At 72.4% G+C, this 16,632-nt stretch carries 12 protein-coding genes and 1 pseudogene; 3 read left to right on the top strand and 10 right to left on the bottom strand.

All coding sequences use genetic code 11. The features are described 5' to 3' along the window. Positions 1–51 precede the first annotated feature (51 nt). Positions 52–2,394, top strand: a complete 2,343-nt coding sequence (gene treY / locus FPZ41_RS08905) for a malto-oligosyltrehalose synthase (protein ID WP_152860775.1) — start codon at positions 52–54, stop codon at positions 2,392–2,394. Positions 2,395–2,525: 131 nt separating this feature from the next. Here the strand turns inward: treY and FPZ41_RS08900 are convergent, their stop codons facing one another. From FPZ41_RS08900 to FPZ41_RS08890, 3 genes are all read right to left on the bottom strand, one after another. Continuing rightward, on the bottom strand, positions 2,526–3,038 hold the full coding sequence (locus FPZ41_RS08900) for an SSI family serine proteinase inhibitor (RefSeq protein ID WP_152860773.1): 513 nt from the start codon (positions 3,036–3,038) through the stop codon (positions 2,526–2,528). Further along, a complete protein-coding gene (locus FPZ41_RS08895; protein ID WP_152860771.1) occupies positions 3,035–4,390 on the bottom strand; it encodes a M14 family zinc carboxypeptidase in 1,356 nt (451 codons plus the stop codon). Before FPZ41_RS08895 ends, FPZ41_RS08900 begins: the two co-directional genes overlap by 4 nt. A gap of 200 nt (positions 4,391–4,590) precedes the next feature. Further along, positions 4,591–5,142, bottom strand: a complete 552-nt coding sequence (locus tag FPZ41_RS08890) for a DUF1707 and FHA domain-containing protein (RefSeq protein ID WP_322619985.1) — start codon at positions 5,140–5,142, stop codon at positions 4,591–4,593. 180 nt (positions 5,143–5,322) lie between these two features. Between FPZ41_RS08890 and treZ the strand changes: the two genes are divergently transcribed. After that, a complete protein-coding gene (gene treZ / locus FPZ41_RS08885; RefSeq protein ID WP_152860767.1) occupies positions 5,323–7,104 on the top strand; it encodes a malto-oligosyltrehalose trehalohydrolase in 1,782 nt (593 codons plus the stop codon). A 42-nt stretch (positions 7,105–7,146) separates the two neighbouring features. Here treZ and FPZ41_RS08880 read toward each other — a convergent pair whose 3' ends face one another. The 3 genes and pseudogenes from FPZ41_RS08880 to FPZ41_RS08870 all read right to left on the bottom strand — a co-directional run. Beyond that, on the bottom strand, positions 7,147–8,070 hold the full coding sequence (locus FPZ41_RS08880) for an aminoglycoside phosphotransferase family protein (protein ID WP_152860765.1): 924 nt from the start codon (positions 8,068–8,070) through the stop codon (positions 7,147–7,149). 92 nt (positions 8,071–8,162) lie between these two features. Further along, positions 8,163–9,308: an aminopeptidase P family protein gene (locus tag FPZ41_RS08875; RefSeq protein ID WP_152860762.1), complete on the bottom strand. Its 1,146-nt coding sequence runs from the start codon at positions 9,306–9,308 to the stop codon at positions 8,163–8,165. A gap of 107 nt (positions 9,309–9,415) precedes the next feature. Then, a pseudogene (locus FPZ41_RS08870) lies at positions 9,416–9,616 on the bottom strand (LysE family translocator); the annotation flags it as partial. A gap of 108 nt (positions 9,617–9,724) precedes the next feature. On the opposite strand from FPZ41_RS08870, the gene FPZ41_RS08865 reads away from it, so the two are divergent. Then, positions 9,725–10,504, top strand: coding sequence for a zinc ribbon domain-containing protein (locus FPZ41_RS08865; protein ID WP_152860760.1), 780 nt, complete (start codon positions 9,725–9,727; stop codon positions 10,502–10,504). Between the two features lie 232 nt (positions 10,505–10,736). Here FPZ41_RS08865 and FPZ41_RS08855 read toward each other — a convergent pair whose 3' ends face one another. The 4 genes from FPZ41_RS08855 to FPZ41_RS08840 all read right to left on the bottom strand — a co-directional run bounded on the left by FPZ41_RS08855 (position 10,737) and on the right by FPZ41_RS08840 (position 16,632). After that, on the bottom strand, positions 10,737–11,366 hold the full coding sequence (locus FPZ41_RS08855) for a PDZ domain-containing protein (protein WP_407698762.1): 630 nt from the start codon (positions 11,364–11,366) through the stop codon (positions 10,737–10,739). Positions 11,367–11,465: 99 nt separating this feature from the next. Continuing rightward, positions 11,466–13,340 (bottom strand): O-aminophenol oxidase PhsA, encoded by a 1,875-nt coding sequence (phsA, locus tag FPZ41_RS08850; protein WP_152860756.1) that lies wholly within the window; start codon positions 13,338–13,340, stop codon positions 11,466–11,468. A gap of 196 nt (positions 13,341–13,536) precedes the next feature. Further along, positions 13,537–15,747 (bottom strand): germacradienol/geosmin synthase Cyc2, encoded by a 2,211-nt coding sequence (gene cyc2 / locus FPZ41_RS08845; protein ID WP_152860754.1) that lies wholly within the window; start codon positions 15,745–15,747, stop codon positions 13,537–13,539. A gap of 99 nt (positions 15,748–15,846) precedes the next feature. Next, positions 15,847–16,632 (bottom strand): ABC transporter ATP-binding protein, encoded by a 786-nt coding sequence (locus tag FPZ41_RS08840; protein ID WP_152860752.1) that lies wholly within the window; start codon positions 16,630–16,632, stop codon positions 15,847–15,849.

Here is a 16,632-nt window from a genome sequence, read left to right as displayed (position 1 = left end):
TTGGGGGAGCGGGTGCGCAGGTTCCCGTGCCGAGCGGGTACGTAGGTTTCCATGACGTCACCCACCGTGCCCCTGGCCACCTACCGCCTCCAGCTGCAACCGGAGTTCCCCTTCGGCGCGGCGGAGGCGGCCGTGCCGTATCTGGCCTCGCTCGGTGTGTCGCATCTGCACCTGTCGCCGGTGCTGGAGGCCGTGCCCGGCTCCGCGCACGGGTACGACGTGGTGGACCACGCGCGCGTGCGGGGCGAGCTGGGCGGGGAGGAGGCGCTGCGGTCACTGGCGCGTACCGCGCGGGCGCACGGCCTCGGGCTGGTCGTGGACATCGTGCCGAACCACATGGCGATGGCCCCCCGGCACAACCGGCCGCTGTGGGAGGTGCTGCGGGAGGGCCCGGGGTCGCCGTACGCGCGGTGGTTCGACATCGACTGGGACGTGCGAGGCGGGCAGGTGCTGCTGCCGGTGCTGGGCGGTCCGCTCGGCACGGAGATCGACCAGCTCGTGGTGGACGGGAAGGAGCTGCGCTACTACGAGCATGTGTTCCCGCTGCGCGAGGGGACCGAGAAGCTGCCCCTGCCGCAGCTCCTGGACGCGCAGTGGTACCGGCCGGTGTGGTGGCGGCTGGCCCGTACCGAGCTCAACTACCGGCGGTTCTTCAGCATTTCGGAGCTGATCGGGGTGCGGGTGGAGGACCCGGAGGTGTTCGACGCCACGCACGCGAAGATCCTTCAGCTGCTGGACGAGGGGGTCGTCGACGGACTGCGGGTCGACCATCCCGACGGGCTCGCCGATCCGGACGGGTATCTGCGGCGGCTGCACGAGGCGACGGGCGGGCGCTGGACGGTCGTCGAGAAGATCCTCGCGGAGGGCGAGCCGCTGCCCGCCGCCTGGCCGGTCGCGGGCACCACCGGGTACGACGCGCTGCGGCACGTGGACGGGCTGTTCGCCGATCCGGCGGGCGTCGGTGAACTCCTCGGCCAGTACCGGCGGTTCGCGGCGCCGGGGACCGACCGGGGCGGCCACTGGGAGTCGACGGTGCGGCGCGCCGCGTACAAGGTGCTGGGCCATGAGCTGGCCACGGAGGTCGACCGTCTCACGCGCGCGGCGCACCGGTTGTGCGACCGCTCACCCGACCCCGCCCTGCACGACCACGCCCCCTGGGCGCTGCGCACGGCCCTCGTCGAACTGCTGGTGCGCCTGGAGGTGTACCGGCCGTACACGTCCGGGGACGCCGCCCTGGTCGTCACCGAGGAGGCCGCGGCCGAGGCACGCACGGTCTTCACGGTGCCGGAGGAGTCCCGGGCCGTCGACACCGTACGGAACCTGCTGCTCGGGCGGGCCGGTGCGGGGCCCGAGGGCATGGAGCTGCGGACCCGGTTCGCGCAGACCGCGTCCGCGCTGCGCGCCAAGTCCGTGGAGGACACGGCGTTCTACCGCTACGTACCGCTGTTGTCGGCGAACGAGGTGGGCGGCGACCCGGGCGGCCCGGCCGTCGCTCCGGAGGGCTTCCACGCCTACTGCGCGCGCGTGCAGCGCGACTGGCCCGCCACGGGCACCGTCCTGTCGACGCACGACACCAAGCGCAGCGCCGACGTACGTGCCGCGCTGACCGTGCTCACCGAGTGCCCGCAGCGGTGGGCCGAGGTGCTGGCCGAGGTGACCCGTGAGGGTCCCGGCATGCCCGACCCGCAGCTGGCGTGGGCCGCCTGGCAGACGGCGTTCGGGCTGGGCCCCGCCTCCGCGGAGCGCCTCCAGGGGGCGCTGCTCAAGCATGTGCGGGAGGCCGGGCTGTACACGTCCTGGACCGAGCAGGACCCCGCGTACGAGCAGGCGGTGGCCGCCTTCGTGGCGCGGGGCCCGAGCGGCGACACCCGTATGGCCGCCCTCAGGAGTGGCCTGGAGCCCCATGTGCGGGCGAACGTCCTGGGCGCCGCCCTGGTCCATCTGACGATGCCGGGCGTGCCGGACGTCTATCAGGGCACGGAGGGCGAGTACCGGGCACTGGTGGACCCGGACAACCGGGAGCCGTTCACGCCCCAAGAACAGCCCTCGGAGAAGTCCCGGCTGACCACGGCCGCCCTGCGGTTGCGCGGCCGGCGGCCCGGCGCCTTCGGGGAGACAGCGACGTACGGGCCGCTGACCGCCGAAGGGCCGGGCGCGGCGCACTGTGTCGCCTTCGTGCGCTCGGGTGAGGTCGTCGCGGCCGTCACCCGGCTGTCGCTGCGGCTGGCCGACGCGGGCGGCTGGCGCGGGACCCGGCTGGCGCTGCCTCCGGGGCGGTGGGCCGACGTCCTCGCTCCGGAGCGGGAGTTCACGGGGCACGTACGTGTGGCGGAGCTCTTCGACCGGATGCCCGTGGCACTGCTCGAACGCGTCCACGAGGAGCGCCGCGGATAGACGCGGATAGACGCGGATAGACCAGGACGACGATCCGGCCTGGCGGTACTACCCATACCCGCGAGCGGAGCGTGCCCGTTGAGCGTGGCTCACGCGCGCGCGGGCCACGCCGGGCCGTACGCGCGCGTGGGTCATGCCGGGCCGTACGCGCGCGTGGGCGGGCGTCCGAGGGCGGGCCGCGCACGCGGACCCTGCGCCTCCTTCGCCGCGTGTCTCCCCTCGCCGGGCTCCGAGAGCGCGAACACGGCGCCCGTGTTCGCTCCCATCAGACAGGCGTTGGAGAACGTCTTCGTGTACGCGACCGTCCGGCCGTCCCACTGGCCGCGCGCCGACGCGGTGACGGGGGCGTGGACCATCGGGCAGTAGGTGTTCTTGGGCGGGATGCGGGCGATGTCGCCGTCGGCATCCCGGAGCTCCTCGCAGGCCCGGACGGCGTGCCGGTGGCCCTGGGGCGGACCGCAGAGCAGCAGCGTGCCCCGGACCTCCCGGGACCGGGCGACGTCGCCCTGGGCGACCGTGACGTAGAGCCAGTTGCCGGGAACGGTCTCCCGGGGCGCCGGATGGGCCGGGGCCGAGCCCAGCGCGAGGAGGGCGAGGGCCACCGGCAGGGCGGTGCGTACCGCGTGCGGAATGTGGTGCGTCATTCCCTGTGCATCGGCACGGCGGGCTGCGAGCCCCAGCCCCGCTCACCCGAATGCGAGTCCACGCGCGCGTGCCGCCCTGCCAGCTCGAACGCGGCGACGACCACCCGCGACTGGTACTCCACCTGGCGCGCGACCGGAATCCACCGCGCCCCGAAGCCGTCCCGGTAGTCGGCGCACCATTCGTCGATGAGCCGGTCCAGGTCGGGCAGCGCGCCGGACGGGTCCTGTCCGGCGCGGGTCACGAGCTGGTGCAGCAGTCCCGCCGTGCGCAGGGCCACCCGGCGGGCCGAGATGGCGAGGGCCGTCAGACGGGCCGTGTCGAGGGGCGGCAGAGGGCGCAGAGCGTCGCTCTTGTAGGTGTCGGGGTCCCAGGAGTCGGCGATGTCGGGTCCCACCAGTAAATAGTCGTCCACCGGCGCGAGGAGGCGGGCGGCGTCGGGACCGCCGCGCACCGAGGGGCGTACGCGCGCCAGGAGGGCCTCCAGGAGGGCCGTGTCGCGGCGCAGGGAGCGGCTGACGGAGCGGAGCACCGCGTCGGCGTCCGGGGGCGGCGTGGCGATCTCCACGGATGTCACGCCCCACATGGGGGCCTCGACGACCGCGGTCACCGTCCCGTACCGGTGCGGGTGGAACCACGTGGACTCGACGGCCGCCTCCGTTATGGCGGCGACCCGGTCGCCCGGGCTCGGTGGCGGGATGCGGTAGACGGCGGGGCCGAGCCTCGGCCAGTAGAGGGTGTCGTAGGGGCCGAGTTCGCGTGGGACGCCGAGGCGCGCGGCGGTCCGCTCGACACGCCGGGCGAGGCCGGGCAGGTCGTGGGTCAGCTCGACGAAGGCGCCGCCGACGTCCACGCCGTGCAGGGAGCACTGGAAGAAGGGCCGCAGCTCGTCCTGGACGTCGAGCAGGGCGCGGGTCTCCGGCAGGACGGCCCCGTCCGCGCCCTCGGGGAGCCACTCGGGCTGTTCCAGGAAGCCGGGGCGGAAGAAGTTCCGGAAGTAGTTCCCCAGCGTGTACGGGCCCGCCAGCCAGCGCTCGTTGCGGCGGGCGCCGTCCGGGTCGAGGCACAGCAGCAGGTTCCAGGTGACGTCGGCGTCCTCGCACAGCCGGGGCTCGGCGAGAGCCCGCTCGGCCAGACGCAGGACCGTGCCGCCGCCCACGGGTTCGTTGGCGTGCGGTCCGGCGACGACGAGGGTGTGCCGGCTGCCGTGGCCGACGGAGAGCAGCCACAGGGGCGTGCCCGCCCGTGAGGTCCCCACACGGCGCAGCCTGGCGTCCCGGGGGTGCCGGGCGACGAGGGCGGCGGCGCGGGCGGCCAGTTCGTCCACGGTCGGGTAGCGGAGGAGGGGCAGCAAGGCACACCTCCACTATGTGGCGCCGACGGTTCACCTGTTGTGCATGGCGTACGCACAGTCAGTCACGGCTTCGGAGGTACGTCAACACCACGGAAGGTAAGAGGAACTTCAGTATCTCGCTCAGTAAATCCCAGGCCAGAGCTTTGATCGGGAGCCGTCCGTGTCCTCGTCGTCCTCGTCGTCCTCGTGATCCTCGTGTATCACTGGGAGGCGAGCCGGAACGCCATCCGCCCGAAGCTCACCTGATCGCCGTCCCGGACGACGGCAGCGCCGATGACACGCCGCCCGTTCACCGTCGTGCCGTTCGTCGAACCGAGGTCGCGCAGCACCCACAGCCCGCCCTGGTGCCTGAGTTCGGCGTGCACGCGGGAGACGGTCTCGTGGCTGAGCCGCAGCCCGTTGGCGGGGTCGCGGCCTATCCGCAGGGGATGGCCGTTGCCCGCGTGGGGCAGCAGCAGCTTGGGGAGCTGCTCGGCCCGCCAGGCCCGGCGCAGCCGTACCGTGAAGCCGGAGACCGACTCGACCGTGCCGAACACCAGCCGGGACCAGCGGCTCTCGGTGGGCAGGTCGGCGGTGAGCGCGGCGAGTTCGTCGGAGCGGCGGGCCACGAGGGCGAGTTCCATGCGCCGGACGAACGTGTCGTGGGAGAGACGCCCGAGGGCGACGCCGTCGCGGAGGACCTTCAGCGCCCGGTCGCGCTCCACGTCGGACAGCCGCGCGGGATACGTGTTGAACTCGAAGGACGACGTCACGCTGGTGATTGTCGGGCAGCGCGGCCGGGGTGTCCAGAAATCGGGGAAACGGCCGCCACCGGCAACTGGGTTGTCCCACGGGGCAAATGGGCCGATTCGAAAGCGAAGTGATCGTGCGTGGCGCACCATGGACGGGCTACCTCACGATCAGCCGACGCGTCGACAAAGGAGCAGCCGTCCATGCAGTTCGAGGTGTGGGCACCGCAGGCCGACCGCGTGACGCTTCATTGCGCGGACTCCACGCGCGCGTTGACACGCGATCCCGAGCGAACGGGATGGTGGACGGGCGAGGCGGACGCGACGGACGGGACACGGTACGGGTTCGCGCTCGACGACGGCCCCGTGCTGCCCGATCCGCGCTCGCGCCGCCAGCCGGACGGGCCGGACGGCACCAGCGCGGTGGTCGACCACGAGCGGTACGCGTGGCGGGTGCCGTGGGCGGGGCGCGCCCTGCCGGGTGCGGTGCTGTACGAGCTGCACGTGGGCACGTACACCCGCGAGGGCACCCTGGACGCGGCGGCGGAGCGGCTGGGGCACCTGGCCGAACTGGGCGTCACGCATGTGCAGTTGATGCCCGTGTGCCCGTTCCCCGGAGTGCACGGCTGGGGGTACGAGGGTGTCTCGCTGTGGGCCGTGCACGAGCCGTACGGCGGGCCCGAGGCGCTGAAGCGCTTTGTCGACCGGGCGCACGAGCTGGGCCTGGGGGTCGTCCTGGACGTCGTGCACAACCACCTGGGCCCGTCCGGCAACCATCTGCCCGCGTTCGGCCCCTACTTCACGGACACGCACCACACGCCCTGGGGCGCGGCCGTGAACCTGGACGCGCCGGGCTCGGACGAGGTGCGCGCGTATCTGGCCGGCAGCGCGCTGGCGTGGCTGCGGGACTACCGGCTTGACGGGCTGCGTCTGGACGCGGTGCACGCGCTGAAGGACACGCGCGCCCGGCACTTCCTGGAGGAGCTGTCGACGGCGGTGGACGCGCTCGCCGCCGAGCTGCACAGGCCGCTGTTCCTGATCGCCGAATCCGATCTGAACGACCCGCGGGTCATCACCGCGCGCGCGGAGGGCGGGCTCGGGGTGCACGCGCAGTGGAACGACGACTTCCACCACGCGCTGCACACCACGCTCACGGGTGAGGCCCAGGGGTACTACGCGGACTTCGCCCGCGCCCCCTTCGCGGCCCTGGCGAAGACGCTCACGGACGGTTTCTTCCACGACGACACGTACTCGACGTTCCGGGCCCGCCGGCACGGCCGCCCGCTGGACCGTACGCGCCTCGCGGCACACCGGCTGCTCGGCTACACACAGACGCACGACCAGGTCGGCAACCGCGCCCAGGGCGACCGTCTGTCGGCCGCGCTGTTGCCGGAGTCCCCCGGGCTGCTGGCCTGCGCCGCCGCCCTGGTCCTCACCGGGCCCTTCACACCGATGCTGTTCATGGGCGAGGAGTGGGCGGCGGGCACGCCCTGGCAGTTCTTCACCGACCACACGGACCCGGAGCTCGCCGAGGCCGTACGCCAGGGCAGGCGCCGTGAGTTCGCGGCGCACGGCTGGGCCGGGGAGGCCACGCCCCGGCCGGGGTACATCGACAACATTCCCGACCCGCAGGACCCGGCGACCCGCGACCGTTCCTGTCTCGACTGGTCCGAGCCGGACAGGGAGCCCCACGCGCGCGTGCTCGCCTGGTACCGGGAGCTCATCGCGCTGCGCCACGCCCAGCCCGACCTCACGGACCCCGACCTCGCGGACACCAAGGTCGCCCACGACGAGGACGCCCGCTGGTTCGCGTTCCGCCGCGGTGACGTCCGGGTGGCGGTCAACCTCGGCGGGGAGACCGCGTCGATCCCGCTCGGCGTCCGCCACGCGCGCGTGCTGGCCGCGTGGGAGCCGGTTCGGGCGCCGGGGGCGGACGGGGTGTTGAGCGTGCCGGGCGAGTCGTGTGTGGTGCTGACACAGGACTGAGGCCGGCGCCACCTGCGAACGTCACTTGCGAAGCCCCAGGGGCTACAACGCCTCGTCCGGCCCGTCCCGCAGCTCCGTGACCCGCTCCAGCAGGATCGCCTCCCATGCCCTCCGCAACTGTTTCCGCAGCAGCGGGAGAGGTCCGGCGTCGCGGCCCCGGACCTTCTCGGAGAGGCGGATCACCGTGTCGCAGCGAGCCAGCCACAGGCCGCGCAGACAGGGGCGGGCGCCGTACCCGGCGAGTGTGGCGGCGCGCACCGCGGCCGGGGCTCCGACGGCGTGGGCGAGGCCCGCGATGTCCTCGGCGGGGTCGCCGACCACCGCGCCGGTCCAGTCGAGGACGCCGCGCACCCGGCCGTCGGCGCTCACCACGAGGTGCTCGCCGTGGAGGGCGTGGTGGACGAGGACGGGGGAGGGCGCGGTGAGCTGGGCGGCGGCGGGCGGGGTGAGCTGGGCGAGCCGCGTGGGGTCGAACTCGTCGGCCTGGGCGAGGTGTTCGGCGGCCCGTGCGGCGGCCCTGCGCATCGCTTCCAGGGAGCGTGGCGCGACACGCGGGACGCCGAGCGCCTCGGCCTGCCGGGCGGGAACCTCGCGCAGGCCGGTGAGAAGCCCGGCCAGGTCGTCCTCGCCGACGGCGGAGACGTCGTGGTCCTCGGCGGTGCCACCGGGCAACCGCGTGTCGAGCGTGTAGGTCAGGCCGGCCGCCCACTCGCCGTGCGCGACGCTCACCGGGACGGCGACCCCGAGGTGCGGGCGGACCAGGTCGCGCAGCCGTAGCTCGCGGCGCTGCCGTACGGCGCGGTCGCGGTCCTGGGCGAGCCGCAGCACATGGCGGGTGCCGACCCACCAGGTGGAGTGCTCGCCGCCCTCGACGACGGGCCGCACGTCGGGTCCGCCACCGCCCGGCAACAGGGAACGGGCCAGTCGGCGGACGGTGTCCGCGGTGGGGGGCGGTGCCTGGGTCATGGGTCGCGCCGTCGTCATCCGGAGGGGGTCGGGGCTCCTGGCTGCTCGTTCGGTACGGCATGCCCGGCGGGAGACCGGGCACGCCGTACGCGTCATTCGACTATCGCCATCTCGCGCTCCGAGGTGTTGAGGCGGCGCCCGCCGTCCTCGGTCACCGTCACGATGTCCTCGATGCGCACCCCGAAGCGGCCCGGCAGATAGACCCCCGGCTCGACGGAGAAGCACATGCCGGGCACCAGGGGCCGCTCCTCGCCCTCGACCATGTAGGGCGGCTCGTGCGTCGTGACGCCGATGCCGTGGCCGGTGCGGTGGATGAAGTACTCGCCGTACCCGGCCTCGGTGATCACTGCGCGGGCCGCCCGGTCGACGTCCTGGCAGGCGGCGCCCGGCCGGACCGCCCGGACGCCCTCCTCCTGGGCCGCGCGCACGATGTCGTGCACCCTGCGCTCCTCGGCGTCCGGCTCACCGACGTGGACGGTACGGGAGGTGTCGGAGCCGTAGCCGTGCTTCAGGCCGCCGAAGTCGAGGACCACCATGTCGCCGCGCTCGATGACGCGGTCGCCCGCCTCGTGGTGGGGGTTGGCGCCGTTCGGGCCCGAGGCGACGATCGTGAAGTCGACCTGGGAGTGTCCGAACTGCCGCAGCAGGCCGGCGAGATCGGCGGCGACCTCGGTCTCCCGCCGTCCGGCGAAGCGAACCTCTCGGATCTCCTCGTACGCCGCGTCGGCGGCCGCGCCGGCGGCTGCCAGCCGCTGGAGTTCCGCCGCGTCCTTGACGGCCCGCAGCATCGGCAGGGCCTCGGTGAGGGACACGTAGGCCGTGTCCGGCAGCCGGTTCTGCAGGCCGAGCAGGTGCATGGCCCAGGCGTTGTCGCTGACACCGAAGCGACCACCGGAGCGGCCGGTGCGGCCTGTACGGTCGGCGCGGCCGAGGAGGTCCGCGGCGGTCTCGTAGGGGTCCGTGCCGTCGGTCCAGTCGCGCAGGGCCAGCATCGGCGCCGCCTTCGCCGCGTCCGGCGCCTCCAGGGCCGGAACGACCAGCGCGGGGTCCTCGCCGGGCCGCAGGACCAGCAGGGTCAGCCGCTCCGTCTCCGGCGGCCGGTACCCCGTCAGCCACACCAGGTCGGGTCCGGGCGCGATCAGGACGCCGTCGAGACCGGCGTCGCCTGCGGCCCGTGCCGCGCGTCGCATGCGGGCCGTGTAGTCGTCGGCGGTGAAGGGCTCGGGCGTGCCGGTCATCGTTTCCTCCGTGCGTCGGTTCCTCCGTGCGTCCGGAGTTTCCCAGGGTCCACGGGCAGCATCCTGCCCCTCCCCCGCGGCGTGCGCGAGCCGATTGCGGCGTGGCGTCAGCTCTCCAGGGCCAGCCGCGCCCCGAGCAGCAGCAGAACGCCTCCGGAGACCTGCTCCAGACGCCGGCGCACACCGCTGCGGGACAGCACGGCCCTCATGCGGCCCACGAACCACACGTACATGCTGTAGTAGCCCGTCTCGTAGACCGCCCAGAGCGCCGCGAGCCCGATCATGGTGGGCAGGTGCGGTGCACCCTCGAACGTGGCATTCCCTCCCCTCGCGTCCATACGTCCCTCAAAGCAGGCCCCAAGCCCTCCGCGTGGTCGTCGGCGTCCGTGCGAGACGTCCTGGGGCATCCCAACATCGTGGGCCACCAGGTCGACCCGCTCACGAGCCGATTGGTCCGGGAGAACGGCCGCCCCGTGGAGGTCTGGGAACCGGTCGTGTCCTCAGAGGAACGGGACCTCGCCGTCGCGTCGCTTCCCGCCGTGACCGGCCGGGCCGCTACCTCCGGGCGCCACTGGCTCTACGCCGTGGTCCGGTGCGGGCAGTGCAGCCGGAACATGCACTACAACAAGTCTGCTGGGACCAAGTCGTCGGACGTGGCGGTCTTCAAGTGCTACGGGTCCAACAGGGAACGCCACGGAGCTGTCACAGCGCGGGCCGTGGACGTGGAGGAGTACGTCCGGGAGACCTTCTTGGAGTCCCTGGGCGACGCGCTGTACGCAGAGCGGAAGTGGGTGGGGGGCACGGACTCCCGGGCCGACCTGAAGCGGCTCCGGGCCTTCCTTACGGAGCTGGAGGAGGACCGGAAGGCTGGTCTCTATGCCACGCCGGAGGGCCGCGACAGGTTCCGCCGTCAGTACGCCGAGACGGAACAGGAGATTGCGGAGCTGGAAGCCCGGCCCGTGGTCGAGGGGGGCTGGCAGGTCGTGCCGACAGAGGACCGGCCGGCGGACGTGTGGGAGCGTTGGACAACTGAGCAGCGTGGCTCATGGCTCCGGGACTCCAGCGTCCACGTCGACATCTCCCGGCCCGCCGTGAAGCGCGCGCGGATTCCTCTGAGGGAGCGCGCCACCGTTGACTGGGGTGCGCTCACCGGTCTGTACGTGGAACTGGACGCTGTCGGCGCGGACATGGACTGACAGCTGACGCACGCACGTTATTGGGTCCTCTCCTGGATTTCGCCGTGTGTCGGGCCAAGGCCTCGGGTGCGAGGGGGCCCTGGGATGGCGAACAGGTCACGGGCCGGGACGCGCCTCCTGGGCTCGCGTTCCACGTGCTCGACGACGAGGGGCGGTCGACGAGTCACTTCAGGGTGGCGTGACGGGGCCGTCCGGAACAGGTGGCAGGTACCGGGTCCTTCCGGCGCTGGTATCAGGTGACGACCCCGGGGACCGTGGTCAGCAGCTGCCGGGTGCCGTCCGCGTGCCGCACCGTGAGCCTGACCGGTCTGCCGGGGTCCGCGGACGCGACGGCCCGTGCGAGGTCGGCGGCCCGTGCGACGCGGGTACCGCCGAAGGCCAGCAGGACGTCACCGCGGACGAGGCCCGCGGTGTGGGCGGGGCCGGGGACGTGGACGCCCACGACGAGCGCGCCCGTGCCCCTGGAGGAGTCGACGACCTCGGCACCCAGCGTGGCCCGTACGGCGGTGCTCATGGCGGTGGGAGCTGAACCACCCTGCTGTGCGACGGACGTGGGGGCGTCGGACAGCAGCGTGGAGCCTCCCGGCTGCGGCTGTGCACGCGGCCGCCCGCCGGACTCACCGGGCGCGCCCTCCTGCTGTCGCAGCTCCGCCAGCTTGCTCATGCCGATGACGGTGGCGCCGACGGCGCCGAGTCCGACCCCGGTCAGGAGCAGGACGGTGGCGGCGAGCAGGGCGAGAAGCGCGGTGGCGAGCCGTTTCCCGCGGCGGGGTGCGGCGTGCGGGCGCCGGGCGGGGCCGGACGGGGCGGACGGGCCGCCACCGCCCGACTCCTGGCCGGGCATGGGCTTCGGTCGCAACACGGTCTCTTCCATCAGTCGATCGCCTCCAGGAGTCGGTCTACCCGGCGCACGACGGTGCGACGATCCACGAAAGAGTGAGACTGGTGCGGAGGGCGGACCTCAGCCCGTGTGGCCGTCGTGGCCGCCGTGCCCGGTGCCGTGGTCGAACTTCAGTGCCTCCTCGGGCAGGACGACGAAGGGCCGCATCATGCCCATGTCCTCGTGCTCCAGCAGATGGCAGTGGTACATGAACCTGCCGTACGCCCCGTCGAAGCGGCCCATCACGCGCAGCATCTGGTTCCCCGGAACCTGGAACACGTCCTTGTGGCCGCGCTCGTTGGGCGCGAGGGGAACGCGCGTGTCCGGGTTGAACCTGATCGGTTTCACCGTGCCGCCGATCGCCGGGTCGAAGCCGGAGACGTCGTACGCGTCACGGCCGAGCAGCTGGAAGTCGGCCAGGTGGATGTGCATGGGGTGCACGACCGGAGGCGGGGCGAGGTTGAGGAAGCTCCACTGTTCATGGGAGCCCTCGGCGATGGTGAAGCCGAGCGCGTCGTTGAACGCGCGTGCCGTGCGGCGGTACGTCCTCGTGGTGCCGTCCTCGCCGGTGAGCTGGATGACGCCGTCGGTGGGGACCTGGATCTCACCGGGGTCCTTGACCTCGGTCATCTCCCAGATCTCCAGATGTCCGCCGCCGCCCTTGGTGCCCGGGGCGGTCAGCACGATCAGGCGGTGGCCGTGCCCGGTGTCGTGGGTCAGCGGGCGGAAGGAGCCGGAGAGGACCTCCGGCAGTTCGAAGGTGTCCTCCTCGCAGTGGTCGCGGACGCGGAACTCCATGACCTCCGGGTAGCGCACATCATTCACCGGGTCGGGCACTCCGGGCGCCTGCCCGCGGCCCTTGTTGACCAGCCGCAGCGTCCGGCCGGCGAGCGCGCGGAAGTCGACGAGCAGGTCGAAGCGCTCGGCCGGGGCGGCGCTCAGCACGGGCAGGTCCCCGGTGAAGTCGATGGGCACGGGCCGCGGCAGCAGCCCGCCGTCGCTGCCGATCTGGTGCACCACGCCCGGCACCGGGTTGTTGTCCTCGTCGACCAGGACCAGGTTGTAGATGCGCGCGTTCGACGCGTTGACGAGACGGAAGCGGTACCAGGCGGCGTCCACGTCCGCGTAGGGCCAGATGCGGCCGTTCACCGTCGCGTACGGGCCGCTGAAGGGCAGCGAGACCGGCTTGCCCGTCTCCGGGTGCTCGTCCACGATGCGGACCGTCTTGTGCAGCAGCCGGCCGTTGAGGCGGCCGTCCTCGTCCGTGTCCAGGTTCCGGTCGGCGAGCAGCAGCGGGATCTCCCGCTCCCCGCGGGGGAGGTGGAGGGCGTCCTCCTCGTCGTCCCGGACGAGGTAGGTGCCGTACAGGCCCGTGTGCACGTTCCACCTGGTGATGTTCATGGCGTGGTCGTGGTACCACCACTGGACCGCCTGGTGGTCGTTCGGGTATTCGGCGAGCTGGGCGTCGCCGGAGCTCACCGCGTTGTCCGCCCAGCCGTCGTTGCCGCCGCCCGTCTGGGCGCCGTGCAGGTGTGTCACCGACCAGGCGGGCAGGGCCGCCACGTTCTTGTCGGGCTCGACGCCCTCACGGCCCGGCTCGGTGGTGGCCGGCGCGGTGCCCGGGGCGCGAACGGGCACCTCGACGGCGGTGACCGGGTACTCGCTGCCCTTGGGGATGCGGTTGGTCCAGGCGATGCGGACACGCTGCCCGCGCCGCACCTCGATGGTCGGGCCCGGCACCTGTCCCTCGTAGCCCCACATCAGGGTCGGCGGCAGCTGCGGGTGGAGCCGCACCCAGGTGGGACGCAGCGCGATCTCGGTCTCCCGCAGCACGTCGCCGGACTCCGGCCGCAGAACGGGCGGGACGGGCAACGGTGTCACGTACGGCGCCAGCTCCCCCGTGGCGAGCGCCTCCTCGGTGATGTGGTCGGTGATCCTCTCGATGATGTCGGTCAAGGCTCGAACTCCCCCGTGCTGTGTTGTCTGTTCTTCCCCTTACCTCAGAAGACTCCGGACATCCCACGGAAGTTCCCTGAATATCCCGTTCCGTACAAGAAGTTTCAAAAGCCCGAAATGGAACGCTGAACTCCTGTTGCCGGTGACGACTCGGCGGTCTTTGGGGGCATCGGCGGTCATCAGCGGTGATCGGTGGTCAGAGAGTCACCGGCTGCGGCCCCCACGCGAACGGCAGCGCCGGCGCCCGGTCCGGCAGGAAGCCGTGGGCGCGGCGGGCAAGGAACTCGGCGTCGTAACGGCGGACGGTGCGGTGCCAGTTGAGGATGCCGGACAGCCAGTTCCGCAGCTCGGCCACATAGCCCTCCATGGTCGCGCGGGCCTCGTCCGGAAGGTCGAAGTCCTCGTAGACCACGGGGAGTTCGTTCTTCGCGACATGCTCGAACTGCTGCATGCGCTGGGTCATCAGATCGTGGACGACACCGAGGGCGGTCGGGTAGTCGCAGCCGAAGAACGTCTGCACGACGAGGATGCCGTTGTGGACCTCGCCCTCGTACTCGATCTCCTTCTGGTACGAGAAGCAGTCGTTCAGGAGGCACGCGTAGTCCATGGCCGCGGTCTCCAGCGACCGGACCGGGCCGCTGCGGTACACCTCCGGCGGGACGGCGGGCCCGTGGCCCATGCGGCACAGACGGAGCGTGAGGTCCGAGCCGAAGGTGGCGCGGCGCATCTCCAGGTAGTCGACCGGGTCCGGGACGCGGTTCTGGATCTGGTTGGCCAGCTCCCACAGCCAGCTCTCGGTCATCACGTCCACCGCGGCCTTCATGTCGCGGCGGGCGTCCGGGCTCATCTCGGCCGTGGTACGCCGCCAGAGGTCGACAAGGCCGCGCTCCATGCCGTTCGTGGGCACGAGGGGCGGCTCGCCGTCCAGGGGCATGCAGGCCGAGAGGCGCTCGGTGCACAGCTTGGCCGCGGCGAGGTCGCGGCGGGCGCCGAACACGAGCGGGTAGTAGTCGTCGGCGTACGTCCCCCAGGCCAGCCACTGGGCGCTGAGGTCGAGTGCCTCGGGGCCCCCGTCCGGGTCCAGGCCCGCGGAGCACAACGCCAGGTCGCAGGCGGCGAGTTTGTCCTCGTCCCAGACGCCCTCGCTCAGCATGCCCATGTGGTGCATCCAGGGCACGAGTCGCTGCCGGGCCCCGTCCAGGTCGGGATTGAGGCGGGCCTGGAACGGCATGTAGAAGTCGGGCAGCAGGGACGGGCCGACCTTCTGGAACGGCACATGGGCGTGGGCGCGCAGCCGCTGCGCCGCGGCCTCGGCGAGCAGCGTGCCCATGTCGGAGGCGGACGTGCCGAACCCTGCCCGGCGGATGAGCGCCGGGCCCGAGAGCACCGCGCCACCGAGGTCCAGTGGCCCGCGCGTCACGCTGTCGTTCATGTACCGGCTGGACCGCATGTGCCATTCGTGGCCGCCCGACTGCCAGTCCTGCAGACCCTTCGTGTACGCGGCGACGGCGGCGGCCTCCTGCGGTGTGAGCCCCTTCTCCAGGGCCAGCGCGGGGACTTCGGTGAGCGCCGTGTGCTCGAACTGGTGGAGCCGTGAGGTGAGGACGTCGTTGACGGTCTCGGCCGCTTCCTGGGTCGTACAGTCGAAGAAGGTCTCCAGGACGAGGACGCCGTTGCTGAGCTCGCCCTCGTCCTCGACCTCCCGCTGGTAGGAGAACAGGTCGTTGCGCAGGTGGACGGCGTCGGAGAACGTCTCCATCAGCACCCTGAGCGGCCTCGACTCCGCGACGGGTGCGGGCACTTCGGCGGTCGCGTACTCCACGAGGCCCGCCGACCAGGGGGCCCCGCCGACCTTGCGGCGCATCTCGATGTACTCGACGGGGTTGGCGATCCGCCCCTCGTTGATGTTGGACAGCTCCCACAGCGACTCGTTCAGCAGGTGCTCGGTGGCGACCGCGAAGCGCCTGCGCCAGTGCGCCGACATCGACGGCACCGTGCGCGCCCACAGGTCCGCGAGGCCCGCCTCGACGGGATTCTCCGGCTCGGGTACGGGCGTCGCGAGGTCCAGGGGCATGAAGAGCGGAAGCCGGTCCAGGTATGCCTTGCCGCCGGCGCGGTCCTGGCTGCGCTTGAAGGTCTCCAGGAAGTGGTCGTCGAAGAAGAACACCCACACGTACCAGTCGGTGATGAGCGAGAGCGCCGGGCCGTCGCAGTCGGGGTGTGTGTACGCGCACAACAGGCCGTAGTCGTGCGCCTCCAGGTCGGCCTGTTCCCAGATGCCGGAGCCCTCCAGCATGCCCATGTCCCGCGCCCACGCGGTCGAATGGGCGCGGGCATCGTCGAGGTGCGGGTTCAGCCGCGCGGGGTACGGCATGTAGAAGTGCGGGAGTACGAAGGGCTGCGTCATGGCCGGGCCCTACCCGTGGCCCCCAACGGCCATCCCCGGGGCGGCACATGATCACACCATCGCGTGAACGGGGGCCTGAACAGGAACCCGAACGGCACCTCAGGCGCCGGGAGGGCCGGAGAGGCCGGAAGGGTCGGCCGGCGTCCGCACCGTCCGGCCCACCTCCGCCCTCAGCTCCACGAACTCCGGCAGCCCCCGGGTGCCGATCTGGTCCCGTTCCCCGGGGAGCCGCACCGGCAGGTCCAGGACCACGCGTGAACCCGGGCCCGGGGAGAGGGCGATCACCCGGTCACCCAGGTACACGCTCTCGTCGATGTCGTGGGTGACGAAGACGATGGTCGTGTCGTCGTTGCGGTGGACCTGGAGGAGGAGGTCTTCGAGGTCCTCGCGGGTCTGGGCGTCGAGGGAGCCGAAGGGTTCGTCCATCAGCAGGAGGGAGGGGCGGCAGACCAGGGCGCGGGCGATGGCCACGCGTTGTTGCATGCCCCCGGAGAGCTGCCACGGGTGGCGCCGGGCCGCGCCGGAGAGACCGACGCGGTCCAGGATGCGCTCGGCCTCGGCCCGGCGTTCTGCGCGGGGCAGGCCGCGGCGGCGCAGCGGGAGCGCGACGTTCTCGCGAACCGACAGCCAGGGGAAGAGGGAGCGGCCGTAGTCCTGGAAGACGACGGCGAGGCCGTCGGGGACGCCCGTCACCGGGGTGCCGTCGATCGTGACCTCACCCTCGGCGGCCGGGAGCAGGCCCGCGATCGTACGCAGCAGGGTCGACTTGCCGCAGCCCGACGGGCCTACCACGCAGAGGAGTTCACCGTCGGGGACCTTGAGCGTGAGGTCGCTCAGGACGGCGTGGTCGCCGTACCACTGGCTCAGCTTGCGCAGTTCGAGCAT

Source organism: Streptomyces acidicola (genome assembly GCF_009377235.1).
GTDB lineage: Bacteria > Actinomycetota > Actinomycetes > Streptomycetales > Streptomycetaceae > Streptomyces > Streptomyces acidicola.
The sequence above is the reverse complement of the archived record's forward strand: the minus strand, read 5'-3'. Positions and strand labels throughout refer to the sequence as shown.

Bases quoted from the DNA above. Each gene is read 5' to 3' on its own strand.
- treY (WP_152860775.1), top strand. From the start codon at position 52: ATGACGTCACCCACCGTGCCCCTGGCCACCTACCGCCTCCAGCTGCAA.
- treZ (WP_152860767.1), top strand. From the start codon at position 5,323: ATGCAGTTCGAGGTGTGGGCACCGCAGGCCGACCGCGTGACGCTTCAT.
- FPZ41_RS08900 (WP_152860773.1), bottom strand. From the start codon at position 3,038: ATGACGCACCACATTCCGCACGCGGTACGCACCGCCCTGCCGGTGGCC.
- FPZ41_RS08840 (WP_152860752.1), bottom strand. From the start codon at position 16,632: ATGCTCGAACTGCGCAAGCTGAGCCAGTGGTACGGCGACCACGCCGTC.
- FPZ41_RS08880 (WP_152860765.1), bottom strand. From the start codon at position 8,070: ATGACCCAGGCACCGCCCCCCACCGCGGACACCGTCCGCCGACTGGCC.
- cyc2 (WP_152860754.1), bottom strand. From the start codon at position 15,747: ATGACGCAGCCCTTCGTACTCCCGCACTTCTACATGCCGTACCCCGCG.
- FPZ41_RS08875 (WP_152860762.1), bottom strand. From the start codon at position 9,308: ATGACCGGCACGCCCGAGCCCTTCACCGCCGACGACTACACGGCCCGC.